23 protein-coding genes are annotated in these 25,937 nt (G+C 56.2%); 4 read left to right on the top strand and 19 right to left on the bottom strand.

What is annotated here, in order from left to right; all coding sequences use genetic code 11:
- Nucleotides 1-34: 34 nt before the first annotated feature.
- From nuoL to lrhA, 12 genes are all read right to left on the bottom strand, one after another.
- Complete coding sequence (gene nuoL, locus ACU4F7_RS15490) at nt 35-1,873, bottom strand: NADH-quinone oxidoreductase subunit L (RefSeq protein WP_029593441.1); 1,839 nt, start codon at nt 1,871-1,873, stop codon at nt 35-37.
- Nucleotides 1,870-2,172, bottom strand: coding sequence for an NADH-quinone oxidoreductase subunit NuoK (gene nuoK, locus ACU4F7_RS15495; protein WP_024556231.1), 303 nt, complete (start codon nt 2,170-2,172; stop codon nt 1,870-1,872). The genes nuoL and nuoK overlap by 4 nt, the downstream gene beginning before the upstream one ends.
- The gene (gene nuoJ / locus ACU4F7_RS15500; protein ID WP_024556230.1) at nt 2,169-2,732 is read right to left on the bottom strand and encodes an NADH-quinone oxidoreductase subunit J; all 564 of its coding nucleotides are present in this window, start codon (nt 2,730-2,732) and stop codon (nt 2,169-2,171) included. The genes nuoK and nuoJ overlap by 4 nt, the downstream gene beginning before the upstream one ends.
- Before the next feature lie 10 nt (nt 2,733-2,742).
- A complete protein-coding gene (gene nuoI / locus ACU4F7_RS15505) occupies nt 2,743-3,285 on the bottom strand; it encodes an NADH-quinone oxidoreductase subunit NuoI (RefSeq protein ID WP_024556229.1) in 543 nt (180 codons plus the stop codon).
- 14 nt (nt 3,286-3,299) lie between these two features.
- A complete protein-coding gene (gene nuoH, locus ACU4F7_RS15510; protein ID WP_029593442.1) occupies nt 3,300-4,277 on the bottom strand; it encodes an NADH-quinone oxidoreductase subunit NuoH in 978 nt (325 codons plus the stop codon).
- Nucleotides 4,274-7,000 carry an NADH-quinone oxidoreductase subunit NuoG gene (nuoG, locus tag ACU4F7_RS15515; protein ID WP_481637292.1) on the bottom strand — a complete coding sequence of 909 codons (2,727 nt, stop codon included), beginning with the start codon at nt 6,998-7,000 and terminating at the stop codon, nt 4,274-4,276. The genes nuoH and nuoG overlap by 4 nt, the downstream gene beginning before the upstream one ends.
- 128 nt (nt 7,001-7,128) lie before the next feature.
- A complete protein-coding gene (gene nuoF, locus ACU4F7_RS15520) occupies nt 7,129-8,466 on the bottom strand; it encodes an NADH-quinone oxidoreductase subunit NuoF (RefSeq protein WP_029593444.1) in 1,338 nt (445 codons plus the stop codon).
- The gene (gene nuoE / locus ACU4F7_RS15525) at nt 8,463-8,963 is read right to left on the bottom strand and encodes an NADH-quinone oxidoreductase subunit NuoE (RefSeq protein WP_024560395.1); all 501 of its coding nucleotides are present in this window, start codon (nt 8,961-8,963) and stop codon (nt 8,463-8,465) included. Before nuoE ends, nuoF begins: the two co-directional genes overlap by 4 nt.
- Nucleotides 8,964-8,965: 2 nt before the next feature.
- Nucleotides 8,966-10,777, bottom strand: a complete 1,812-nt coding sequence (nuoC, locus tag ACU4F7_RS15530) for an NADH-quinone oxidoreductase subunit C/D (RefSeq protein ID WP_481637293.1) — start codon at nt 10,775-10,777, stop codon at nt 8,966-8,968.
- 88 nt (nt 10,778-10,865) lie between these two features.
- Nucleotides 10,866-11,540: a NuoB/complex I 20 kDa subunit family protein gene (locus tag ACU4F7_RS15535; protein ID WP_024552772.1), complete on the bottom strand. Its 675-nt coding sequence runs from the start codon at nt 11,538-11,540 to the stop codon at nt 10,866-10,868.
- Between the two features lie 15 nt (nt 11,541-11,555).
- Entirely contained in the window at nt 11,556-12,002 is a 447-nt protein-coding gene (gene nuoA, locus ACU4F7_RS15540) for an NADH-quinone oxidoreductase subunit NuoA (RefSeq protein WP_034882306.1), read from the bottom strand.
- Nucleotides 12,003-12,642: 640 nt separating this feature from the next.
- The gene (gene lrhA, locus ACU4F7_RS15545) at nt 12,643-13,578 is read right to left on the bottom strand and encodes a transcriptional regulator LrhA (RefSeq protein WP_029593445.1); all 936 of its coding nucleotides are present in this window, start codon (nt 13,576-13,578) and stop codon (nt 12,643-12,645) included.
- A gap of 959 nt (nt 13,579-14,537) precedes the next feature.
- Here lrhA and alaA point away from each other — a divergent pair.
- Both alaA and yfbR read left to right on the top strand, forming a co-directional pair.
- On the top strand, nt 14,538-15,752 hold the full coding sequence (alaA, locus tag ACU4F7_RS15550) for an alanine transaminase AlaA (RefSeq protein WP_024556220.1): 1,215 nt from the start codon (nt 14,538-14,540) through the stop codon (nt 15,750-15,752).
- Nucleotides 15,753-15,831: 79 nt separating this feature from the next.
- On the top strand, nt 15,832-16,431 hold the full coding sequence (gene yfbR / locus ACU4F7_RS15555) for a 5'-deoxynucleotidase (protein WP_024556219.1): 600 nt from the start codon (nt 15,832-15,834) through the stop codon (nt 16,429-16,431).
- Nucleotides 16,432-16,444: 13 nt separating this feature from the next.
- Here the strand turns inward: yfbR and ACU4F7_RS15560 are convergent, their stop codons facing one another.
- From ACU4F7_RS15560 to yfbV, 4 genes are all read right to left on the bottom strand, one after another.
- A complete protein-coding gene (locus ACU4F7_RS15560) occupies nt 16,445-18,274 on the bottom strand; it encodes an SLC13 family permease (protein WP_481637294.1) in 1,830 nt (609 codons plus the stop codon).
- Between the two features lie 138 nt (nt 18,275-18,412).
- The gene (locus tag ACU4F7_RS15565; protein ID WP_029593448.1) at nt 18,413-19,078 is read right to left on the bottom strand and encodes a sugar phosphatase; all 666 of its coding nucleotides are present in this window, start codon (nt 19,076-19,078) and stop codon (nt 18,413-18,415) included.
- Nucleotides 19,079-19,090: 12 nt separating this feature from the next.
- On the bottom strand, nt 19,091-19,585 hold the full coding sequence (locus ACU4F7_RS15570) for a YfbU family protein (protein ID WP_024552764.1): 495 nt from the start codon (nt 19,583-19,585) through the stop codon (nt 19,091-19,093).
- A gap of 89 nt (nt 19,586-19,674) precedes the next feature.
- Complete coding sequence (gene yfbV / locus ACU4F7_RS15575) at nt 19,675-20,130, bottom strand: terminus macrodomain insulation protein YfbV (RefSeq protein WP_024556216.1); 456 nt, start codon at nt 20,128-20,130, stop codon at nt 19,675-19,677.
- Between the two features lie 334 nt (nt 20,131-20,464).
- On the opposite strand from yfbV, the gene ackA reads away from it, so the two are divergent.
- Together ackA and pta are read left to right on the top strand one after the other, a co-directional pair.
- Nucleotides 20,465-21,667: an acetate kinase gene (ackA, locus tag ACU4F7_RS15580; protein ID WP_024556215.1), complete on the top strand. Its 1,203-nt coding sequence runs from the start codon at nt 20,465-20,467 to the stop codon at nt 21,665-21,667.
- Nucleotides 21,668-21,751: 84 nt separating this feature from the next.
- Nucleotides 21,752-23,890: a phosphate acetyltransferase gene (pta, locus tag ACU4F7_RS15585; protein WP_029593449.1), complete on the top strand. Its 2,139-nt coding sequence runs from the start codon at nt 21,752-21,754 to the stop codon at nt 23,888-23,890.
- Nucleotides 23,891-23,955: 65 nt separating this feature from the next.
- On the opposite strand, the gene yfcD is transcribed toward pta, so the two are convergent.
- Genes yfcD through yfcF form a run of 3 tightly spaced genes read right to left on the bottom strand, consistent with a single transcriptional unit; the run spans nt 23,956 to nt 25,809 of the window.
- Complete coding sequence (gene yfcD, locus ACU4F7_RS15590; RefSeq protein WP_029593450.1) at nt 23,956-24,498, bottom strand: NUDIX hydrolase YfcD; 543 nt, start codon at nt 24,496-24,498, stop codon at nt 23,956-23,958.
- 55 nt (nt 24,499-24,553) lie between these two features.
- On the bottom strand, nt 24,554-25,105 hold the full coding sequence (yfcE, locus tag ACU4F7_RS15595; protein WP_029593451.1) for a phosphodiesterase: 552 nt from the start codon (nt 25,103-25,105) through the stop codon (nt 24,554-24,556).
- A 59-nt stretch (nt 25,106-25,164) separates the two neighbouring features.
- Nucleotides 25,165-25,809 (bottom strand): glutathione transferase, encoded by a 645-nt coding sequence (gene yfcF, locus ACU4F7_RS15600; RefSeq protein WP_481637295.1) that lies wholly within the window; start codon nt 25,807-25,809, stop codon nt 25,165-25,167.
- Between the last annotated feature and the right edge of the window lie 128 nt (nt 25,810-25,937).

Here is a 25,937-nt window from a genome sequence, read left to right on the forward strand (position 1 = left end):
TCTCAGCAAAGAAAATTCACTTATTCTTGCAAACTCAACGCAATACCATCAGCAGCGCCAGCACCACGACCGCGCCGATGCTCATGGATGCCACATACCAGCGCAGGTAGCCGCTCTCGCTAAACAGCAGACCGCGGCCTGCGAAGCGGGAGAGGATAGCTGGAATGTTCATCAGCGCATTCAGCGGATCGCGTTTCAGCAGCCAGGCGATACCGAGGAAAGGTTTGACGAAGACTTTGTCATACAGCCAGTCGAAGCCCCAGGCGTGGAACCACCATGTGCCGAAGAAGCGGCCCGGCGCGCTGTTGGCCACAGAAGCGACCAGCGTGCGTTTGCCAAGCCACAGCCAGGCGGCAATCAGGATGCCGATGATGGCGATGGCGCCCGAAGCGATTTCCACTGTCATTTTGCCTTCGTGACCGAAGTTGCTTTCCGGCAGCACGCCCGCCAGCGGCGGCGTGATCAGCGCGCCCACAAAGGTGGAAAGCACCAGCAGCACGATAAGCGGCAGGTGGTGGGTAATCCCCTTCCCTGCATGAGCGTGAATTTTCTCTTCGCCGTGGAACACGATGAAAATCATGCGGAAGGTATAGATGGAGGTGAGGAACGCCCCCGCCAGACCCGCCAGCATTAAGTAGTTATGACCGTTGGCCGCTGCGCCCCACAGAATTTCATCTTTACTGTAGAAGCCTGCGGTGATGAGCGGCAGCGCCGCCAGCGCCGCGCCGCCGACCAGGAAGCAGGCGTAGACCAGCGGAATGGACTTGCGCAGCCCGCCCATTTTAAAGATGTTCTGCTCGTGGTGGCACGCCAGAATGACGGAGCCGGACGAGAGGAACAGCAGCGCTTTAAAGAACGCGTGGGTCATCAGGTGGAAAATCGCCGCATCCCACGCCTGTACGCCAAGCGCCAGGAACATGTAGCCAATCTGGCTCATGGTGGAGTAAGCGAGCACGCGTTTGATGTCGGTCTGCACGAGAGCTGCAAAACCAGCCAGCACCAGCGTAATGGCACCCACGATGCCAACCAGATGCAGCACGTCCGGCGTCATCAGGAACAGACCGTGGCTGCGGGCAATGAGGTAAACGCCCGCGGTTACCATGGTCGCCGCGTGGATCAGCGCGGAAACCGGCGTTGGGCCCGCCATCGCGTCCGCAAGCCAGGTTTGCAGCGGAAGCTGCGCAGATTTACCTACCGCGCCGCCAAGCAGCATCAGCGTCGCCCAGCGCAGCATTTCATTGCCGTTGGCAAAGTGCTGCGGCGCCAGTTCCACCATCTCGCGGAAGTTCAGCGTGCCGAGTTCGTTGTAGAGGATGAACAGCGCGAAAGCGAGGAAGACATCGCCCACGCGGGTGACGACAAACGCCTTCATCGCCGCTGCGCCGTTCTTCGGATCGGTATAGTAGAAGCCGATCAGCAGATAAGAGCAGAGGCCCACGCCTTCCCAGCCGAGATACATCAGCAGCAGGTTGTCGGCCAGCACCAGCACCACCATGCTCGCGATAAACAGGTTGGTATAGGCGAAAAAGCGAGAGTATCCCTCTTCGCCGCGCATATACCAGGACGCGAACATGTGGATCAGGAAGCCGACGCCGGTCACCACGGAAAGCATGGTCAGCGACAGACCATCCAGCACCAGATTAACGCCGATATTAAAATCGCCCACCGCCATCCAGGTCCACAGCGGCTGAGTGAAAGCCTGTTTGCCGTTGCTGAAGAAATCAAAGCCAACGATAGCGGTAACCAGCGCCGCCAGCCCGACAGAGCCCACGCCCACCGTGGCGGAAAGGTTTTCCGACCAGCGACCGCGCGAGAACGCGAGCAATACATAGCCAATCAATGGCAAAAGAATTGTTAACCAGAGGAGGTTCATCCACGCATCTCACTTACTGAATCGATATTCAGGTTCTGGCGACGGCGATGGAGTTGCAGCAGCAGCGCAAGGCCGATGCTCGCTTCCGCAGCCGCTAAGCTAATCGCCAGGATATACATCACCTGACCGTCGGTCTGGCCCCAGTAGCTGCCCGCGACCACAAAGGCGAGCGCGGCGGCGTTAATCATGATTTCCAGGCCAATCAGCATGAACAGCAGATTGCGACGGATAATAAGGCCGGTCAGTCCGAGGACGAACAGAATGGCCGCGAGGATGAGTCCATGTTGTAACGGGATCATACGTGCTCCTCCGTTTTTCTTTTCGCCTGTTCCGCAGGGGAACCGCCGCGCACGCTGACGACATCGCCTGCCGACTCTTCACGACCGAGATGGAAGGCCACAACCAGGCCCGCCAGCAGCAGCATAGAAGCCAGTTCCACCGCCAGCACGTAAGGGCCGAACAGCGCCACGCCAACCTCTTTCGCGCTGACTGGCGTGCCGTCGATACCTTGATCGTTAACGCCAAGGATGGCGTAGACCATCACCACCAGCAAAACGGCGGAGAGCAGACCCGGGCCAATCCAGAGCTGCGGCTTAAGCCAGCCGCGCTCCTGCTCAATAACCGAGTTGCCGAGGTTGAGCATCATCACCACGAACACGAACAGCACCATGATGGCGCCCGCATAGACAATAATTTCCAGCGCGCCGGCGAAATAAGCGCCCAGCGAGAAGAACACGCCTGCAATCGCCAGCAGCGAGATTATCAAGTACAGCAGCGCATGCACCGGATTGGTGTGGGTGATCACCCGTACGGTGGTCAGGACCGCCACAAGGGCGCAGATATAAAAAGCGAATTCCATTCCTGACTCCTTAAGGTAACAGGCTCTTGACGTCGATAGGCTTGGCTTCGTTCTCCGCCTCGCCCTTGTCTTTGCCATCGATCGCCATACCCGCCATCCGGTAGAAGTTGTACTCCGGATACTTGCCCGGACCGGAGATCAGCAGATCCTCTTTCTCATAAACCAGATCCTGACGCTTGTACTCGCCCAGCTCGAAATCCGGCGTCAGCTGGATAGCGGTGGTCGGGCAAGCCTCTTCGCACATGCCGCAGAAAATGCAGCGTGAGAAGTTGATGCGGAAAAACTCCGGATACCAGCGACCGTCTTTCGTCTCCGCTTTTTGCAAAGAGATACAGCCTACCGGACAGGCTACCGCACACAGGTTACAGGCAACGCAGCGCTCCTGACCGTCCGGATCGCGCGTCAGCACGATACGTCCGCGGTAACGCGGCGGCAGATAAACCGGCTCTTCTGGATACATGCGCGTTTCGCGTTTTGAGAACGCGTGCATGCCGATCATCCAGATACTGCGTAGTTGGGTGCCGAAACCAACCACTAATTCTTTCAATGTCATGGCTTAATCACCCCTTACGATGCCTGCCAGAGAATAACCGCGGCGGTTGCCAGCAAGTTGATAAGCGTCAGCGGCAGGCATACTTTCCAGCCAAAGGACATCACCTGGTCATAGCGAGGACGCGGCAATGCGGCGCGAATCAAAATAAACATCATCATGAAGAACGCGGTTTTGAGCGCGAACCAGATGAAAGGCGGTAACCACGGGCCATTCCAGCCACCGAAGAACAGGGTCACAATCAGTGCGGAAACGGTAACGATGCCGATGTATTCGCCCACAAAGAACAGACCGAACTTCATGCCGGAATATTCGATGTGATAACCATCGGCCAGTTCTTGCTCCGCTTCCGGCTGGTCAAACGGGTGACGGTGACACACCGCAACGCCCGCGATGGCGAAAGTCACAAAGCCAAAGAACTGCGGGATAACGTTCCACAGATGCGCCTGGTTATTGACGATGTCGGTCATATTGAATGAACCCGCCTGCGCCACCACGCCCATCAGCGAAAGTCCCAGGAACACTTCATAGCTCAGCGTCTGGGCGGAAGCACGCATGGCGCCCAGCAGCGAGTATTTGTTGTTACTGGACCAGCCGGCGAACAGCACCGCATAAACCGCCAGACCCGCCATCATCAGGAAGAAGAGGATCCCGATGTTAAGATCGGCTACCACCCAGGTCGGGCTCACCGGCACGATGGCGAAGGCGAGCAGCAGCGAGGTGAAGGCGATCATCGGCGCCAGAGTAAAGATAACGCGGTCAGTAAACCGCGGAACCCAGTCCTCTTTGAAGAACATCTTGATCATATCCGCTACCAGCTGGAGCGAACCGCCCCAGCCCACGCGGTTCGGTCCATAGCGGTTCTGGAAGAGGCCCAGCAGACGACGCTCGCCGAAGCTCATAAACGCGCCGCAGCTAACCACGACCAGCAGTATGACGACCGCTTTCAGGATCCCGAGCAGGACGGCAATAACTTCCGGTGTTAACCAACTCATTGCGCAGCCTCCTGCAGATTTTCAAGACGAGCGCCCGCCAGCACTGGCGCGATGCCCGGCATCCCCATCGGCAGCCCCACCTGCCCCGCCGCCAGCCCTTCGGAGAGCTGCAGCGGCAGGCTTACGGTCTGCCCTTCATAGCTGAAGGAGACCTTCGAGCCCGCGTTAACGCCAAGCTTCGAGGCATCCGCCGGATTGAGCTTAATGTACGGCTGCGGCATACGCGCCTGGAAGACAGGTGAACGCTGAGACATCTCATCGCTGCCAAACAGGTGGTAGTACGGCGCGATGCGCCACTGCCCTTCCTGCGGCTGGAAGCGTTCCGGCACAACCGTAAAGTAATCCAGCTCGCCCGCAGAGGCCTCGATGAGGCGCACGCCAGGGTCGCCGTGACGCAGATGGCCGCCCACTTCGTCCTGGAATTTGTTCCAGGCCTGCGGGGAGTTCCAGCCTGGCGCCCAGGCGAACGGCACCTGAGAACGCGGCGCGTCCGGATGGTTGTTCCCTTCCATCGAGAAGGAGAACATGGTGTCTTTATCCTGCGGCTGACGCGGCTCGTGTACGCTGATGTTGGCGCGCATTGCGGTGCGACCGCTGTAGCGGTGCGGCTCACGCGCCAGTTTCTGACCGCGAATGCGGAAAGAAGCGTCCGGCGCCGCGTCTTTAATACCCGCCAGCTGCGGCAGTTTCGCGATACAGGCGTCGATAACATGGTCCAGCTGCGTCCAGTCCACTTCACGGCTTTGTACCGTGCTGTGCAGGGAGTGCAGCCAGCGCCAGCTTTCCAGCATAGTCGCTTTGCTGTCGTAGTAGTGCGGGTCGTAAACCTGGAAGAAGCGCTGGGCGCGGCCTTCGTTGTTAATCACGGTGCCGTCGCTCTCGGCGAAGCTCGCGGTAGAGAGCACCAGATGCGCATGTTCCATAATCGCAGTGCGCTGATGATCGATAACCATCACCAGCGGCGCCTTCGCGAGCGCTGCATTTACACGGGTCGCGGAAGCGTGACGATGCAGGTCGTTTTCCAGCACGATCACTGCATCGGCGCTGCCGGTTTCAAGCTCGCGCAGCGCTTCATCCAGCGAGCCGCCGCCAATCATGCCAAGGCCAACGCTGTTCACCGCACGGGCAATCATGGTGATGCCGACATCCGCGCCGCGCCCTTTCAGGGCTTTTGCTACGTTTGCCGCCGCCTGGATAATCTCTGCGCTGCCGGCGTTAGTACCGGAAATAATCAGCGGTTTTTTCGCCCCGGCCAGCGCCTGAACGATGATATCCACTTTGTTTTGCAGGTCGCGGTCGAGCCCTTCCACTGTCGGAGCGGCAGCGTCGAGCGCGTTGGCGATAGCAAAGCCCAGACGCGCCTGGTCTTCTACCGGCGCGCGGTAAGTCCATGCGGCGATATCATCCAGACGGGTACTGTCGACGTTCGTGACGAACAGCGGGTGCTTGGCGTGCTGACCAATGTTCAGAATGGCGGCAATCTGCCAGTCGGCGACTTTCTGCGCCGCCGCCATTTCGCGCGCCTTGCCTTTCACCGCCTGACGAACCGCCAGCGCGGCGCGAGCGCCGGTCTGGGTCAGATCTTCACCCAGAATTAGCACGGCGTCGTAAGATTCAATTTCGCGCAGCGCCGGCGTATGGATGCCGCTTTCGCGCAGCACTTTCAGCATCAGTTGCAGACGTTCCTGCTCGCCTGCGGCGATGCCGGTATAGAAGTTTTCCGCGCCCACCAGCTCACGCAGCGCGAAGTTGCTTTCCACGCTGGCGCGCGGAGAACCGATGCCGATCACTTTCTTCGACTGGCGCAGAATATCCGCTGCGCCCTGCATCGCCTGCTCGGCGTTCAGGGTGATAAGGTCGTCACCGCGGCGCTGCACCGGCTGACGCGGACGGTCTTTCAGGTTTACGTAGCCATAGCCGAAACGACCACGGTCGCACAGGAAGTAATGGTTTACGGTGCCGTTGTAACGGTTTTCAATGCGGCGCAGTTCGCCATAACGTTCGCCAGGGCTGGTGTTGCAGCCCAGCGAGCATTGCTGGCAGATGCTTGGCGCAAATTGCATGTCCCACTTACGGTTGTAGCGCTCGGAGTGCGTTTTGTCGGTGAAAACGCCGGTCGGGCAGATTTCTACCAGGTTGCCGGAGAACTCGCTCTCCAGCACGCCATCTTCCGGACGACCGAAGTAGACGTTATCGTGCGCGCCGTAAACGCCCAGATCTTTGCCGTCGGCATAGTCTTTGTAGTAACGCACGCAGCGGTAGCAGGCGATACAACGGTTCATCTCGTGAGAGATAAACGGACCGAGATCCTGGTTGCGGTGAGTACGTTTAGTAAAACGGTAGCGGCGGAAGCTATGACCGGTCATGACGGTCATATCCTGCAGGTGGCAGTTGCCCCCCTCCTCACAGACCGGGCAGTCGTGGGGATGGTTGGTCATCAACCATTCCACCACGCTTTCGCGGAACTGCTTCGCTTCAGCGTCATCAATCGAGATAAAGGTTCCATCGGATGCCGGAGTCATACAGGACATCACCAGGCGGCCACGGGTATCTTCCGCGTTCTGATATTGCTTCACCGCACACTGGCGGCAGGCACCGACGCTCCCCAGCGCCGGATGCCAGCAAAAGTAAGGAATATCAAGGCCGAGGGAGAGACACGCCTGCAGCAGGTTGTCCGCTCCGTCCACCTCGTATTCTTTGCCGTCTACATGAATCGTAGCCATAGTCAGCATGCTTCCAGTTGGCCCGGCTTAGCGCCAGGCGTTAATCAAAATTCTTTTATCCCTTGCATCTCCCGGCGGGAGAGCGCTGGCGGCGCTTCTTTATCAGGAAAGCAGCCGCCTGAGGGGAATCACCAACGTGTTTTTAACAGGTTTGGCTGAATACCACTGATGCGATGGGTATTGCTGAAATCCTGTTTAATGCCCGCTTCGAATTCTTCACGGAAATATTTAATCGCGCTTTGCAGCGGCTCTACGGCGCCTGGCGCATGGGCGCAGAAGGTTTTACCCGGCCCCAGGAAGCGGCAAAGCTGCTCGAGGGTTTCGATATCGCCCGGTTGCCCTTCGCCACGCTCCAGCGCGCGCAGGATTTTCACGCTCCACGGCAGGCCGTCGCGGCATGGCGTACACCAGCCGCAGGATTCGCGCGCGAAGAATTCCTCCAGGTTGCGCACCAGCGAAACCATGTTGATTTCGTGGTCCACCGCCATCGCCAGCGCCGTACCCAGACGGCTGCCCGCTTTGCCGATGCTCGCAAATTCCATCGGCAGGTCGAGGTGAGCGTCGGTGAGGAAGTCGGTTCCTGCGCCGCCCGGCTGCCAGGCTTTAAACTTCAGGCCATCGCGCATGCCGCCCGCGTAATCTTCCAGGATTTCACGCGCGGTCGTGCCGAACGGCAGTTCCCAGACGCCCGGGTTTTTCACGCGGCCGGAGAAGCCCATCAGCTTGGTGCCGTTGTCTTCGCTTTTCGACAGCCCCTGATACCACTCCACGCCGTTTGCGAGGATAGCCGGCACGTTGCAGAGCGTTTCTACGTTGTTTACGCAGGTCGGCTTGCCCCAAACGCCGCTGGAGGCCGGGAACGGCGGCTTGGAACGCGGGTTGGCGCGACGGCCTTCCAGCGAGTTAATCAGCGCCGTCTCTTCGCCGCAGATATAACGGCCTGCGCCGGTGTGCACGAAAAGTTCGAAGTCGAAACCGGAGCCCAGAATGTTTTTGCCAAGCAGGCCCGCTTCGGTCGCTTCGGCGATAGCACGGCGCAAACGTTCAGCGGCTTCAATGTATTCACCGCGCAGGAAGATGTAGCCGCGGTACGCTTTCAGCGCGAAGGCGGAAATGAGCATACCTTCCACCAGCAGGTGCGGCAGTTGCTCCATCAGCAGGCGGTCTTTATACGTGCCCGGTTCCATCTCATCGGCGTTACACAACAGGTAACGGATGTTCATGGATTCGTCTTTCGGCATCAGGCTCCACTTAAGACCCGTGGAGAAGCCCGCGCCGCCGCGGCCTTTCAGCCCGGCGTCTTTTACCGCATTGACGATATCGTCCGGCGCCATGCCGGTCAGCGCTTTACGCGCGCCCGCATAGCCGTTTTTGCTCTGGTATTCATCTAGCCAGACAGGCTGTTTGTCATCGCGCAGACGCCAGGTCAGCGGATGGGTTTCGGCAGTACGAATAATGGTTTTCATTTGTACTGCTCCAGCAGGTCAGGGATAGTTTCCGGCGTCAAATAACTGTGAGTGTCCTCATCAATCATCATCGTCGGCCCCTTATCGCAGTTGCCAAGGCAGCAGGTCGGCAGCAGCGTGAAGCGGCCGTCGAAAGTGGTCTGGCCCGGCTTGATCTGCAGGTGCTTTTCAATAGCGGACTGAATGCCCTGGTAGCCGGTGATATGGCAAACCACGCTGTCGCAATAGCGAATAACGTGGCGGCCTACGGGCTGGCGGAAGATTTGGCTGTAGAATGTCGCCACCCCTTCCACGTCGCTCGCCGGAATACCCAACACGTCGGCAATAGCGTAAATGGCGCCGTCCGGCACCCAGCCACGCTGCTTCTGGACGATTTTTAGCGCTTCAATGGACGCCGCACGCGGGTCTTCATAGTGATGCTTTTCGTGCTCAATCGCCTCACGCTCTGCCGCACTCAGCTCAAAAGCCTCAGCCTGTGGTTGTTGATTTTCGTGCATAGTTAGCGATCCACATCAGACATTACAAAATCGATACTACCCAGATAGACGATAAGGTCGGAGACCAGGCTGCCGCGGATAACAGCAGGGATCTGCTGCAAATGCGGGAAGCTCGGCGTACGCACGCGGGTGCGGTAGCTCATGGTGCTGCCGTCGCTGGTCAGGTAGTAGCTGTTAATCCCTTTTGTCGCCTCGATCATCTGGAAAGACTCGTTGGCGGGCATCACCGGGCCCCAGGAGACCTGCAGGAAGTGGGTGATCAGGGTTTCGATATGTTGCAGCGTGCGCTCTTTCGGCGGCGGCGTGGTCAGCGGGTGATCCGCCTTGAACGGGCCTTCCGGCATGTTATTGAGGCACTGCTCAAGAATGCGCAGGCTCTGGCGCAGCTCTTCAACTTTCAACATCACGCGGGTGTAAGCGTCGCTGACGCCGCCGCCGAGCGGGATTTCAAAGTCAAAGTTTTCATAGCCAGAGTAAGGACGCGCCTTACGCACGTCGAAATCGATCCCGGTGGCGCGCAAGCCCGCGCCGGTGGTGCCCCATTCCAGCGCCTCTTTCGCGCCGTAAGCGGCAACGCCCTGGGAGCGGCCTTTCAGAATGCTGTTGCGCAGCGCCGCTTTTTCATAAGAAGCGAGACGTTTCGGCATCCAGTCAAGGAATTCACGCAGCAGGCGATCCCAACCGCGCGGCAGGTCGTGCGCGACGCCGCCGATGCGGAACCAGGCCGGGTGCATACGAAAACCGGTAATCGCTTCAACCAGGTCATAAATTTTCTGACGGTCAGTAAAGGCGAAGAAGACCGGCGTCATCGCCCCTACGTCCTGAATGAACGTAGAGATATAAAGCAGATGACTGTTGATGCGGAACAGCTCAGAAAGCATAACGCGAATCACGTTTACGCGATCCGGCACGACAATGCCCGCCAGCTTTTCAACCGCCAGCACATAAGGCATTTCGTTAACGCAGCCGCCGAGATATTCAATACGGTCAGTGTACGGAATATAGCTGTGCCAGGACTGACGCTCGCCCATCTTTTCCGCGCCGCGGTGGTGATAACCGATATCCGGCACGCAGTCGACAATCTCTTCGCCGTCCAGCTGCAGAATAATGCGGAACGCACCGTGCGCCGACGGGTGGTTCGGGCCGAGGTTGAGGAACATAAAATCCTCATTCTCCGTGCTGCGTTTCATGCCCCAGTCTTCTGGTTTGAAGGTCAGCGCCTCCATTTCCAGATCCTGCTTGGCTTTAGTCAGCTCGAACGGATCGAATTCGGTCGCGCGCGCCGGGTAATCTTTACGCAGCGGATGCCCTTCCCATGTCGGCGGCATCATGATGCGCGTCAGGTGCGGGTGGCCGTTAAAGGTAATGCCAAACATTTCCCAGGTTTCACGCTCATACCAGTTAGCGTTCGGGAAGAGTTTAGTAAACGTCGGCACGTTCAGGTCGTTTTCGCTGAGCGCTACTTTCAGCATGATGTCGCGGTTGCGATCGATAGAAAGCAGGTGATAGAAAACGGAAAAATCCGCGGCGGGTAACCCTTCGCGGTGCGTGCGCAGTCGTTCGTCCATGCCATGCAAGTCATAAAGCATGACATAGGGTTTAGGGAGTTTTTTTAGAAAATCGCCAACTTCCAGTAATTGTTCGCGCTTCACCCACACTACCGGGACCCCGGTGCGGGTAGCCTGAACAGTAAAGGCATCCGGCCCAAAACGGTTACGCAGTTCGCCGATGACCGGGTCATCTAAATGATCCCGGGTTTGCCAGACTGGCTGGGCGGCTTCATGCGCGGTTAAATCGGTCATAATAATCACCATTGCAATGGTTCTGTGGTGACTGACGGGAGTGGCTTCGCGCTGTTATAGAGTGATATGCAAAGAGAAGAACCACCGCCCGCAGGCGCAATTAAATTTCGTCTGGCGTACGCAAGTTTGTAACAGCAATACGTTCGCCGCGTTTACGTTCGCGCTCTGATTGCATATTGGCGCGGTAAACGCCCTGATCGCCAACGACCCAGGACAGCGGGCGGCGTTCTTTGCCAATCGACTCCTGCAGCAGCATCAGCGCCTGCATGTAAGCTTCAGGACGCGGCGGGCAGCCAGGAATATAAACGTCAACCGGCAGGAACTTATCGACGCCCTGCACCACAGAGTAAATGTCGTACATACCGCCGGAGTTCGCGCAAGCGCCCATGGAGATAACCCATTTCGGCTCAAGCATCTGATCGTAGAGACGCTGAATCACCGGCGCCATTTTGGTAAACGGCGTACCCGCGATAACCATCAGATCCGCCTGACGCGGAGAGGCGCGCAACACTTCTGCGCCGAAGCGAGCGACGTCATGCACTGCCGTAAACGATGTCACCATCTCTACGTAGCAGCATGAAAGGCCGAAGTTATAAGGCCAGATTGAGTTTTTGCGACCCCAGTTCACCATGTCGTGCAGGGCGTTCTCGAGTTTGCCCAGATAGACGGTGCGGTGAACCTGCTGCTCCAGGGGATCGGCGACAATCTCCTGTTTTTGCAGAGGGTAACGGTCGTTCTCACCGTTGGGATCTATGCGGGTGAGCGTGTAATCCATCTTATTGCCTCGCTGTTACTGCGTATGACGATTAGTGAGACCGCTCTGCTCAGGGTTAATACGCTCGCGACGTGAACGCGCGGGCGTCCAGTCCAGCGCGCCGATACGCACCAGATAAACCAGACCAGCCAGTAGCACTAAAATGAAAATTGCGGCTTCGACAAAGCCGACCCAACCGCTTTCGCGAATCGATGTCGACCATGCGTAGAGATAAAGGGCTTCAACGTCAAAGATGACGAAGAACATAGCCACCAGATAGAACTTTGCGGAAAGACGCAAGCGGGCGGTGCCCACCGAATCGATACCTGATTCAAAAGGAATGTTTTTGTGCCTCGCGCGTGCGCGTCCGCCTAAGAACCAGGCGCCTGCCAGCATCAGGCAACACAGACCGATTGCAACAATAAGAAAGATAGCGAATGCCCAGTGATGAGCGATGACTTCAGTGGATGTTGACATACGCATTGCTTAACTCAAAAAGTGGCGCTAAGACCCCTGCTCTTGCTGGCAGATGAACACCACATCGATTTAAAGGGAGGAACAATAAACCTTACAATTACTACCAGAATAGTGATTTAGGCAGCAAATTGATGGGGTTTTTTACTCCTTTCTATAACCTTTTGTCAACTTTAACAAAAGAATCCTCACATTAGTTTACATCCACGCAACCCTATTAACATTTGATGCCGTTTTACAACCCATTTTGTTGCCTGAACGCCATTTTTAGCGGTGTTGAATCGTGTCCGTAAGGTGAGTTGATTAAAATTGCCTCCTTATTCTGGCAGGAAATGGCAACTATTCATCCCCCTTAGCGCGGGTATTTTCTTGATCTGAGACACGCTTTTGTTAATTTCCAGGGAAAAAGAACAACAATGCTGGTCAATTTTTAACAAGACAACGGGTTTTTAAGGAAAAGCGCGAGGAAATGTCAGGCACAGGAAAGCGCAATCAAAACCCGCCAAAAATCGCGGGAATTAAACATCCTGCGTACCTGTCTTCGCCGATTATCGATATGAATTGTGTAAAAATACGCCCTTTAAGAGTTTAAAGGGCGCTGAAGGGGCTTTCTGACAGTTTACAAATTGTTACCAGTTTATCGCTTCGATTATTCAAAATCGCCGTCAGGCATCATTGAATCATCGTCGTCGTCCGCCGTTGCGGCGTAATTCCATGGGGTATAGCTGTTTTCCATGGACTGGAAAATGACCTGAGCGAGATCGTTCTGCCCTTTCGGATTACGGCACAGCAAGTACTGCGTTTCGGGCATTATCGGCAAACCTTCAGAAGCGCCGAGCACCCGCAAATCCGGGCTCATCATTTCGACCGGCCGCGCGGTAACGCCAAGGCCCGCTTTAACCGCCGCCCGCACAGCAGGAAGCGTAGAAGCGACATACGCGATGCGCCAGGGAAGCTTCGCCGCGTTCAGACTCTCAAGGATAACGTCACGCGAAGCGCTGCTTTCATCAAGCAGAACCAGAGGAATGGGCTCCCCTTTTTGCAGATTATAATCCGCCGCGCAATACCACATTGTCGGCGATGTCCGCAGCACGAGACTTTCAAAATTCGGTGGACAGGCGGTAGCGACAACAAGGTCGACCTCCTGTTGATTGAGCATTTCTAAAATGAACGGGTTGCGTTTAACGCGCACATCGAGCGCTAACTTCGGATAAACCGAACTAATGCGGTTTAAAAGGAAGGGCAAAATGGTATCGGCAGACTCATCCGAAGCGCCAATCGTCAGCACCCCTTGCAGGCTGCTAAACATTAATGATGTGCATGCTTCATCGTTGAAGCGAAGAATTTTTCGCGCATAGCCCAGCAACTGAATGCCATGTTCAGTCAATAATTTGTTACGACCGTGGCGTGCGAACAGCTCTTTTCCCACCAGCTGTTCCAGGCGCTGCATCTGCTGGCTTACTGCCGATTGCGTTCGGCATACCGCCGCCGCCGCCGCTGCAAAGGTATTCAGATCGGCAACCGCCACAAAGGTCCGGAGCAGATCGAGGTCAAGATTAAGGATCGGACGATTTGCATTTATCATATTGTTATTCACTGTCAGGTTACGCTACCAGGCGGCCTTGGTTTAAAAGCTATGTGTCGTAAAGAAGGCAATTCCATTTGGCGTGCGCATCCGGCTTCGATCAACAAGGGCAAACTACTCTTATTTTCCGAGGTTATTGCAGCACGAAAATCCGGCTAAGCTTACTTTTAATAAATAAAGTTAATGCCATACATTCAAATATTTTGCACATCCATCCGGTATATTTAATTAAATTACTGGCGATGCACTTGGCTTTTTACCGAGTGGCTACAGCGAGGCCGTTATGCGCTTTCCTCTTATATGAAAGCCACGTTATGCTGAAGCTAAGCGCCGCTCGGGAATATCGATAAGAAACAATTAAGTATCACGATAAACTGGCGAAACAGGTGTGATACCCGGCAGAGACGCCAGGGAATCGACATCAGTAACCAGGTCATACTATCTCATATTGAGGATTTTTTTAATAGCCCACGCAAATTATCGAAGTATTCCTAATAAGCTGTTTATAAATACATACTTAATAAAGGCAACGTTAAAAGTTATATTAAATAAACTTTATTATTTCTTATTATTAAAAGCGCAAAACGTAACAAGGAATTCACAAGAATAGCGGCTTTTTACCGGTCATTCCCACGATTGATGAGCAGGGTTAATATTCATTTTTTTAGAGTGATCGCGGGTTAACACGACCCGAAGAGAGAAAATAGGGGTTGCGTCCGCTGCGATTGTTATGACTTACCATAAAATCATGATTAGGCAGATTAATAATCTGAAATCCAAAAGTAATTTAGACTTTTAATTCGTAAAATCCAATCACTAAAGCTTCTTTTTTAAACAAAACGCTTTTAAAGGATAGAAGAAACCTAACGACTTCGCACTTCAAAAGCCGTAACGGGAGGAGTACATTGTCGCCACCCGTTTCCACGGCAGGACGCGGGATAACATTGAAGGTCAGATCCATGTCACCCATCGAAAAATCCAGCAAACTTGATAATGTCTGTTACGACATCCGCGGCCCGGTGCTTAAAGAAGCGAAGCGTCTGGAAGAGGAAGGCAATAAAGTCCTAAAGCTCAATATCGGCAACCCTGCCCCATTCGGGTTCGACGCCCCGGATGAAATACTCGTCGATGTGATTCGCAACCTGCCCACCGCGCAGGGCTACAGCGATTCAAAAGGCCTCTATTCCGCCCGTAAAGCTATCATGCAGCATTATCAGGCGCGGGGAATGCGCGATGTAACCGTAGAGGACATATACATCGGCAACGGGGTGTCTGAACTGATCGTTCAGGCTATGCAGGCGCTGCTTAACAGCGGTGATGAAATGTTAGTGCCGGCGCCGGATTACCCGTTATGGACGGCGGCCGTCTCTCTCTCCAGCGGTAAAGCGGTGCATTACCTGTGTGATGAATCCTCCGACTGGTTCCCGGACCTGGACGACATTCGCGCTAAAATCACTCCCCGCACGCGCGGCATCGTTATCATCAACCCGAATAACCCCACCGGCGCAGTCTATTCAAAAGAGTTACTGCTGGAAGTGGTCGAAATTGCGCGCCAGCATAATCTCATTATTTTTGCGGACGAAATTTACGACAAAATTCTTTATGACGACGCAGAGCACCACTCTATCGCCGCGCTGGCGCCGGATCTGCTGACGGTCACCTTTAACGGGTTATCGAAAACTTACCGCGTCGCGGGTTTCCGTCAGGGCTGGATGGTGCTGAACGGACCGAAAAAGCATGCGAAAGGCTATATTGAAGGGCTTGAGATGCTTGCCTCAATGCGCCTGTGCGCTAACGTGCCGGCGCAACACGCGATTCAGACCGCGCTGGGCGGCTACCAGAGCATCAGCGAATTTATCGTGCCGGGCGGGCGGCTATACGATCAGCGCAACCGCGCCTGGGAATTGATCAATGATATTCCAGGCGTCAGCTGCGTGAAACCGCGCGGCGCGCTCTATATGTTCCCAAAGATTGACGCTAAGCGCTTCAATATCCACGACGACCAGAAAATGGTGCTGGACTTTCTGTTGCAGGAAAAAGTGTTGCTGGTACAGGGCACAGCATTCAACTGGCCGTGGCCGGACCATGTGCGCATCGTTACCCTGCCGCGTATCGATGAGCTGGATTTAGCCATTACTAAATTCGGCCGCTTCCTTTCGGGTTACCATCAGTAAAACGACCGGGGGAAGATTTGCATCTTCCCCCGCCTCCCTCCACAATGGTTTTTTGTCGCGGTAACAGACAGAGCCCATTATGAATCAGAGTCACTTCTTCGCTTATCTTTCCCGTCTTAAACTTATCAATCGCTGGCCGCTGATGCGCAACGTGCGAACGGAAAATGTCTCCGAGCACAGTCTGCAGGTGGCGATGGTGGCGCACGCTCTGGCGGTGATTAAGAACCGCAAGTTTGGCGGCGAGCTGAATGCTGAGCGTATTGCGCTGCTGGCGATGTATCACGACGCCAGCGAAGTGTTGACCGGCGATTTGCCGACGCCGGTAAAATATTTCAACACGCAAATCGCCCATGAGTACAAGGCTATCGAAAAGATTGCCCAACAAAAACTGGTGGAGATGGTGCCGGAGGAACTGCGCGATCTTTTCGCGCCGCTGATTGATGAACACCACTATAGCGATGAGGAAAAAGCGGTAGTAAAACAGGCGGATGCGTTATGCGCTTATCTGAAGTGCCTTGAGGAGCTTTCTGCCGGCAACAACGAGTTTTTACTGGCAAAAAGCCGCCTGGAAAAAACGCTTGATGAGCGGCGCAGCGCCGAAATGGACTATTTCATCGAGATGTTTGTCCCAAGCTTCCATCTTTCGCTGGATGAGATAAGCCAGGACTCGGCGCTTTGATCCCCTGCCCGCTTTAAAAAGGGAACAACAGCGGGATCATCACGACGCAGATGACCATGACCATCAGCGTAAAGGGTACGCCGAGCTTCACAAAGTCGCTGAATGAATAACGACCCGGCCCCAGCACCAGCGTATTGACGGGCGACGAGACCGGGGTCATAAAGGCGGCGGATGCCGCCATCGCCACCGCCATAGCGAAAGGATAAGGCGATACGCCCATGGATTTCGCCGCCGCTAACGCGACAGGGGCCATCAGCACAGCCGTTGCGGTATTGGAGATAAACAGCCCCGTCGCCGCGCACAGAATAAACAGACACGCCAGCATCGCCTGAGGACCATAACCACCGCCGAGCTCCATTAGCCCCCGCACCACCAAATCGACGCCACCGGTTTTTTGCAGCGCCAGCGCGAAAGGCATCATGCCGACGATAAGAATAATGCTCGGCCAGTGGATCGCTTTATAAGCGCTTTGCAAATCGATACAGCGAAATTTGCCCATCAACAGACAGGCGATGATCGCGGCGATAGGGTTAGGAATTTCATCGGTCAACATCATCGCCACCATAAGCGCCAGGCAAAAAATGGCATGCGGCGCCTGACTATGGGCGGGCGAGGCATCGCTTTCCTCCACCGGCAAATTAAGCACCAGGAAGTCGTGGCCCCTGCCCCCTAGCTTACTGATGAGCTTCCAGTCTCCTACTACCAGCAAGATATCGCCAAGCATCAGCGGCTCATCGACAATGGCGCCTTTCAGCGCCGCGCCGTCTCGCCGCAGCCCGACTACATTCAGCCCATAACGTGTGCGAAAGCCGATTTCGCGCACGCTTTTACCAATGATTTCCGACTCCGGTATCAGCGACACTTCCGCCATTCCGACATCCAGCGCCTGGTCAGAGAAATATTCGCCGCGCAGGATCATCGGTTCAAGCTGCTGTTCGCTGCAAAACTGACGCAGGTCCACTTCGGGGTCGGACATATCTATCAGCAGCACGTCGCGGGCGCGAAACTCCGTGACGCCCGTTACGTTTACGATAACCCGGCGAAAGCGCCGCCAGCGCTCAAGGCCAATCACATTCGCGCCATAGCGCTCGCGCAATTTCAGATCGTCCAGCCGGTGGCCGACCATAGGCGAACCCGGACGAATCGCCAGGCGGCGGGCGCGGCCGGTAAGATGGTAATCTTTAATCAGATCGCGAAAGGTGCGGCGTTTCCAGCTTGCCTGATCTGCGGCGCCGCTCACTTTGAGCATGAAGCGAAACAGCAGCATGTAGACGATGCCGCAAAGCAGAATCGCCAGCCCAAGCGGCGTGACGTCAAAGAACTCAAACCCTTTAAACCCTTCGCGCAGCAGCTCGCTGTTAACCACCATATTGGGCGGCGTGGCGACCAGCGTCATCATGCCGCTGATAAGCCCGGCGAAGCTCAGCGGCATCATCAGGCGCGAAGGCGAAATTTTCATGCGCGAGCAGACGCTAAGCACCACCGGAATGAAAATGGCCACGACGCCAGTCGAGCTCATAAACGCGCCCAACCCCGCGACGGTGAGCATAAGCAGGATAAGCATTCTGGTTTCGCTGCTTCCCGCCACGCTCATCAGCCACGAGCCCATTTTTGTGGCGACGCCAGTGCGCACCAGGCCATCGCCGATGATAAACAGCGCGGCGATAAGAATGACGTTAGGATCGCTAAAACCTGCAAAGGCTTCGTTGAGTGTTAAGGTGCCGCTTAAGACAAACGCGATGATAACCAGCAGCGCCACGGCGTCCATACGCACCTTGCCGGTGGCGAAAAGCACCACCGCTACCGCCAGCAGACTGAGTACCCAAATCAGTTCACCGTTCACAACTTGTCCTTGTTTTATGGCTCCCGGTTATGCCGGGTTCAGTGGTTTGCCTGAAAGAGAAGCACGGCGAGAAAGCATTTCTCGCCGTGATGGAAAGTTAACAATAACCGGTTCGCGCAGAGGCGATCCGGGGTTACATCATGAATGCGTCTTTTTACTGACGATAACGGCGCCGTCAGGCATTTTTTCAATCGACAGCTCATCCAGGCGTGTTATGACCAGCGCAGCTTCATCCAGACGCGGCGTGGTTTCAGGCGCGTTTACCGCAATGACGGGCGAACCGGCGGCAAGGCCGGAGTGAATGCCCGCCGGGGCGTCTTCCACAACCGCGCATTCTTCAGGCGCCAGGCCCAGCAGTTGCGCGCCAAGCAGGTAAGCATCCGGCTCCGGTTTCCCACGCTTAACGCGTTCCGCCGTGACGAACACTTCCGGCAGCGGCAGCTCGCTTGCCTTACGGCGCGCCGAGGCGACCGGCATTGAACCTGAGGTCACAATAGCCCAGGGAATATCCGCCTCGTTCAGTTGCGCAAGCAGCGCCTTCGCGCCCGGGAGCGCCACAATACCTTCGGTATCGGAAGCTTCAATTTGCTCGAGTCGGGAAAACTCGGCGGCAATCTCCTCTTCGCTCCGGCCTGGCATAAAATGGCGCAGCGAGGTAATGGCCTGCTTGCCATGAATAAAGCCTAAAACCTCTTCATGGCTGATGCCGAAACGATCGGCCCAGCTGCACCAGGCGCGCTCCACGGTCGCCAGCGAATCCACCAGCGTACCGTCGAGGTCGAATAAAAATCCTTTACACTTCACATCCAGCTCCCGTCAGGCGTTAGTAATTTGCATAATTTCATTGGCGCTCAGGTGATACTGACGCGGGCAGGACTGCCAGACCTTCAGCATGCGCTGGTATTTTTCCCACATCGGGGTTTGCGCATTAAAGCCGTGCGTGCCCGCGTCGAAATGCGTGTAGCGTCCTTCGGTGTTGACCATAAAACGTACGTAGCCGAGATAACGCGCTTCGGTCGCAGCGTCAAAGCCGAGAAACGTCACGCGGCGCTCGTCAATCGTCTGGTTATCTTTCAGGTTTTCCCGGGAGACGCGTAGCGCGTGATACATTTCCATAATGTCGATGACGGTGCGGCAGGTCTCTTCGGGAAGCTGGCCGAAATCGCGATCGAGTTCGCGCATTTGCAGGCCGTAGCCGCGCTCAATAATCGTCTGCAGACGGCGATAACGCTCGGCATTGTCCGGGTCGAGCATGGTCATCATTTTGTACTGATTCGAGAGGATCAGACGTTGGGCGTTGGTCATTTCCATTATTGACTCCTGAGCGCGTAGCGCGCGCATAAAAGGCCTGAGAGCACAGAAAAAGTGTGCCTTCCTTTATATGCGCAACCCGGGGTCAATTACAAATCATCAAGGAAAGTTTTGTCGAGCTGCTTAAACGCGCGCTTTAACGTATCGGCCAGCGCCTGATAATCAGGCTTGCCTTCGACCGGCGCCAGCGCCTGCCCTGCCTCCTGCAACTTGCCGCGCACTTCGTAAAACCATTGCAATACCGAAGGCGGCAACGGCGTGACCGAACGTTTGCCAAGCCACCACAGCCCCTGCATCGGCAGGCTCAGGGCGAACAGCGCGGTCGCGACCGCCGGGCCCAGCTGCCCGCCAAGCGCAATTTGCCAGCATAATGTAAATACGGCAATCGGCGGCATAAAGCGGATTGCATGGCGGGTGGCGCGGATAACGCGGTTTTCAACAAAGACGGGAGCGAGGCGTTTTTCAAGAGGCCACGTCTTCGCATAGTGCTGCCCGCGACGGAACAGACTGAAGAAACTCACCGGGCGATTTTCGGGTGTAGACATGGCGTCACCTCAACTTCAAATATAAAAAATAAAATAATCGTGCAAGATAACAACTGTACATGACAACGTTCAAAATATTTTGTCAATCCTCGCCGCGATCGAGTATCCTGTGCGCGCCTGTGATGGCGTAGACCGGGCGCCGGACGCTGTCAAACTAATTCATAAAACGCCGTTGCCGAAAAAACGCGCAAAATGGCGTAAACTCATGAGTATTTCTTGTCATGGCAGAATGTTCGCCTGGCATGACGTTAATCATAAATGTCGGCGTCATCTTGCGCTACGCTCAGAGACTCCCTGACGTTTTTTTAGCCACGTATCAATAATAGGTACTTCCATGTCGAGTAAGTTAGTACTGGTTCTCAACTGCGGTAGCTCCTCACTGAAATTCGCAATCATCGATGCTGTTAATGGTGAAGAGTACCTCTCCGGTCTGGCCGAGTGTTTCCATCTTCCTGAAGCCCGCATCAAATGGAAAATGGATGGCGGTAAGCAGGAAGCTGCGCTGGGCGCAGGCGCTGCACACAGCGAAGCGCTGAACTTCATCGTTAATACTATTCTGGCACAAAAACCTGAACTCTCCGCACAGCTGACCGCAATTGGTCATCGTATCGTACATGGCGGCGAGAAGTACACCAGCTCAGTCGTGATTGACGACTCGGTCATCCAGGGCATCAAAGATGCAGCCTCTTTCGCCCCGCTGCACAACCCGGCTCACCTTATCGGCATCGCTGAAGCGCTGAAATCTTTCCCGAAACTGGCTAAGAAAAACGTGGCCGTATTCGACACCGCGTTCCATCAGACCATGCCTGAAGAGTCTTATCTCTACGCTCTGCCGTACAAACTGTACAAAGAGCATGGCATCCGCCGTTACGGCGCGCACGGCACCAGCCACTTCTATGTCACTCAGGAAGCGGCCAAAATGCTGAACAAGCCGGTGGAAGAGCTGAACATCATTACCTGCCATCTGGGCAACGGCGGCTCGGTCTCTGCTATCCGTAACGGCAAATGCGTGGATACCTCTATGGGTCTGACCCCGCTGGAAGGTCTGGTGATGGGCACCCGTTCCGGCGACATCGACCCGGCTATCGTATTCCATCTGCACGATGCGCTGGGCATGAGCGTTGATCAGATTAACAAGCTGCTGACCAAAGAGTCCGGTCTGCTGGGTCTGACCGAAGTGACCAGCGACTGCCGCTACGTTGAAGACAACTACGAAGCGAAAGAAGACGCGAAGCGTGCGATGGACGTTTACTGCCACCGCCTGGCGAAATACATCGGCTCCTACACCGCGCTGATGGAAGGCCGTCTGGACGCCGTGGTCTTCACCGGCGGCATCGGTGAGAACGCCGCTATGGTGCGTGAACTCTCCCTTGGCAAACTGGGCGTGCTCGGCTTTGAAGTCGACCACGAGCGCAACCTGGCCGCCCGCTTCGGCAAGTCTGGCTTCATTAACAAAGAAGGCACCACCCTCGCCGTGGTCATCCCGACCAACGAAGAACTGGTTATCGCTCAGGACGCCAGCCGTCTGACCGCCTGATACCCCACCGCCAGCCTGTGCTGGCGGTGTTGTTTTGTGTCGCGCCAGAGGATTCTGGCCGCAACGAACGAAAGAGGATAAACCGTGTCCCGTACTATCATGCTTATTCCTACCGGAACCAGCGTCGGCCTGACCAGCGTCAGCCTCGGCGTTATCCGCGCTATGGAACGTAAAGGCGTTCGTCTGAGCGTCTTCAAGCCTATCGCCCAGCCGCGTACCGGCGGCGATAAGCTCGATCAGACCACTGCTATCGTGCGCGCCAACAGCAACCTGCCGGCTGCTGAACCGCTGCGTATGAGCCACGTCGAATCGCTGCTTTCCAGCAACCAGAAAGACGTGTTGATGGAAGAGATCATTGCTCGCTTCCACGAGAACACCAAAGACGCTGAAGTGGTGTTGGTGGAAGGCCTGGTGCCGACCCGCAAACATCAGTTCGCCCAGTCGCTGAACTATGAAATCGCCAAGACGCTGAACGCGGAAATCGTGTTCGTGATGTCTCAGGGCACCGACAACCCGGAACAGCTGAAAGAGCGCATCGAACTGACTCGCAGCAGCTTCGGCGGCACGAAAAACGGCAACATTACCGGCGTTATCGTCAACAAGCTGAACGCGCCGGTTGACGAGCAGGGCCGCACCCGTCCGGATCTCTCTGAGATTTTCGACGACTCTACGAAAGCGAAAGTGGTCAGCATCGATGCGCAGCATCTGCAGACCGTCAGCCCGCTGCCCGTACTGGGCGCGGTGCCGTGGAGCTTTGATCTGATAGCCACCCGCGCCATCGACATGGCTCGCCACCTGAACGCCACCATCATTAACGAAGGCGATATCAAAACCCGCCGCGTGAAGTCTGTCACCTTCTGTGCGCGCAGCATTCCGCACATGCTGGAACACTTCCGCCCGGGCTCGCTGCTGGTCACCTCGGCAGACCGTCCGGACGTGCTGGTTGCCGCGTGCCTGGCCGCGATGAACGGCGTGGAAATCGGCGCTATCCTGCTGACCGGCGGCTACGAAATGGACGCCCGCATCAACAAGCTGTGCGAGCGCGCTTTCGCCACCGGCCTGCCGGTCTTTATGGTCAACACCAATACCTGGCAGACCTCGCTCAGCCTGCAGAGCTTCAACCTTGAAGTGCCTGCTGACGACCACGAGCGCATCGAGAAAGTACAGGAATATGTGGCAAGCCACATCAACACCGAGTGGATTGATTCCCTGTCTGCCACTTCCGAGCGCAGCCGCCGTCTCTCTCCGCCAGCGTTCCGTTACCAGCTGACCGAGCTTGCGCGCAAAGCGGGCAAACGCGTTGTGCTGCCGGAAGGCGACGAACCGCGTACCGTAAAAGCGGCGGCCATCTGCGCCGAGCGCGGCATCGCGACCTGCGTATTGTTAGGCAACCCGGATGAAATCAGCCGCGTGGCGGCCGCGCAGGGCGTTGAGCTCGGCACCGGCATCGAAATCGTCGATCCGGAAGTGGTTCGCGAAAGCTATGTCGCCCGTCTGGTTGAGCTGCGTAAGAGCAAAGGCATGACCGAAGCGGTGGCTCGCGAACAGCTGGAAGACAACGTGGTGCTCGGCACGCTGATGCTGGAGCAGGATGAAGTCGACGGCCTGGTTTCCGGCGCGGTACACACCACCGCCAACACCATCCGTCCGCCGCTGCAGATAATCAAAACCGCGCCGGGCAGCTCGCTCGTTTCTTCCGTGTTCTTCATGCTGCTGCCGGAGCAGGTTTATGTTTACGGCGACTGCGCGATCAACCCGGATCCGACCGCAGAACAGCTGGCGGAAATCGCGATTCAGTCCGCTGACTCCGCTGCCGCTTTCGGCATTGAGCCGCGCGTAGCGATGCTCTCTTACTCCACCGGCAACTCCGGCGCGGGAAGCGACGTTGAGAAAGTACGCGAAGCGACTCGTCTGGCGCAGGAAAAACGCCCGGATCTGATGATTGACGGCCCGCTGCAGTATGACGCTGCGGTAATGGCGGACGTAGCGAAGTCCAAAGCGCCGGACTCGCCGGTTGCGGGTCGCGCTACCGTGTTCATCTTCCCGGATCTGAACACCGGCAACACCACGTACAAAGCCGTACAGCGTTCCGCAGACCTGATCTCCATCGGGCCGATGCTGCAGGGTATGCGTAAGCCGGTAAACGACCTGTCCCGCGGCGCGCTGGTTGACGATATCGTCTACACCATCGCCCTGACTGCGATTCAGGCTTCCCAGCAGTAATCTGCTGCGGCAACGAAAAAGGCAGCCACCTGGCTGCCTTTTTTATTTCCTGCAAAACGTCGCGATTACGCTTCTTCCGCCTTGCTGGATTCGGTGCTGGCGTTACGACTGAGCCACAGCGCCAGCGCTTTTAAGGTATCCGGCGTGAACTCATCGCAGCGAGCGGTGATCTCTTCCGGCGACATCCAGCATACTTCACTGATTTCACTCTCCTGCAGCGCGAACGGACCGTGGGTCACACAGCTGAACAGCCCGCCCCAGACGCGGCAGTTTTCATCTTCGAAATAGAACTGCCCGTGCTCGGCGAATGGCACGCCTGCGATGCCAAGCTCCTCTTCCGCCTCGCGGCGGGCGCTTTCCAGCAGCGCTTCATCCGCCTGAACCACGCCGCCTGCGGTGGCGTCGAGCATGCCTGGCAGGAAATCTTTGGTTTCTGTGCGGCGCTGCACGAGGATTTTGCCCATCCCGTCGTGCACCACGATATACGTCGCGCGGTGACGCAGCCGTTCGGCGCGCATTTGTTCGCGGCTCGACTGCGCGATCACCTCATTGTCCTCGTTGACAATATCCACCCATTCCGTGCCTGCCAAATGACTCTGCTCCACCATCGGGAAACCTTCTCGCTAAGCGCTCTTACGGCGCGTTTATGATTAATAGCTCAACTTACGGGTTAATTGAAATCTGCGCAATAACCGCAGAATTATCCAGCGCATTAATGCTCAAAACGTCATCTTCCAGCATGCCATAGCTCGCGGCGAAGCCCCCTTTGGGTATGCTGACGGAGCCTGGGTTGAAGAAGATGATGTCGTTTCGGCGCTCCGCCACCGGAATATGCGTGTGTCCTGAGACAAACACATCGCCTGCGCCCAGCGGCGGCAGGTTTTCCGGGTGATAGAGATGACCGTGAGTCAAAAACAGACGCTGCTTTTCGAGCAGTATCTGCTGCCAGGGCGCGGTAATGGGGAACTGCAACAGCATCTGATCCACTTCGCTGTCGCAGTTTCCGCGCACGCAAAGAATTTTATCCGCCAGCCTGTTGAGCCGTTCGGCCACTTCCGCTGGCGCGTAACCTTCCGGCAGCGCGTTGCGCGGGCCATGATAAAGCACGTCGCCAAGCAGAATAAGCCAGCGGGCGCCGCTCTGCCCGAACAAGGCAAGGAGGCGCTCGGTAGCCGGTAGCGAACCATGAATATCCGATGCAATCATCAGTTTCATAACTCACCTTTGTAAGTCTGTATTCGGTTGGCGAATGATAGCCTATCCCGCCTGGCTTATCAGCCCGGATGCTTCGCAGAGAGTGCGATAAAACGCTGAACGGAAGCCCGCTGCCACTGAAACGCCGCATAATCCGCCAACCGTTCCGGCACCGCATCGCCATTAAGCACGAGGCGGTTGAGCATCAGCGCTAAATCGGTGTCGGCAATCGACCATTCGCCGAACAGGTTTTGCTGCCCTTCCACCAGCAATGACTGGGCAAGCGCGAAGAGTTTTTCCGCCGCCTGGCGACCCGCCTCGCTTAAAGGCGCTTTTTTCTCGCCGGCAAACACCACTTCCGTGGGTCGCTCTTCGCGTATCGGCATCAGGTCGCTGCGCAGCCACGCCTGCACCTGCCGCGCGCGGGCGCGCTTTTCAAGCTCATGCGGATAAAGACGGCTCCAGACTGGCGGGACGAAACGCTCTTCCAGATATTCAGCAATCGCGGAAGATTCGCTAAGAAAAAAATCGCCCACCTGCAATAGCGGCACCCGGCGGGTTGAGTCAAAGCCCTGCCAGCCGGGCCTGAGATGTTCTCCACTCGACAAATCGATGGTTTTCAGCGAGAAATCAAGCCCCTTTTCCTGTAGCGCCACGTAAACGGACATAACGTACGGACTAAAGTAATTGGCGTCGGACCAGAGCGTAATAGCAGGTGTGGACATATTTCCTCGCAGGCTTCAGGGGTAAAATTAAAAAATATACAGCAAAACATCGGGCTGTCACCTGCCAGAAACCCCTGCGCTGCCTGCGCGTGCACGCTTTGCGCCTATACTTGCCGGAAGAGGAATTT

Source organism: Franconibacter pulveris (assembly GCF_056780215.1).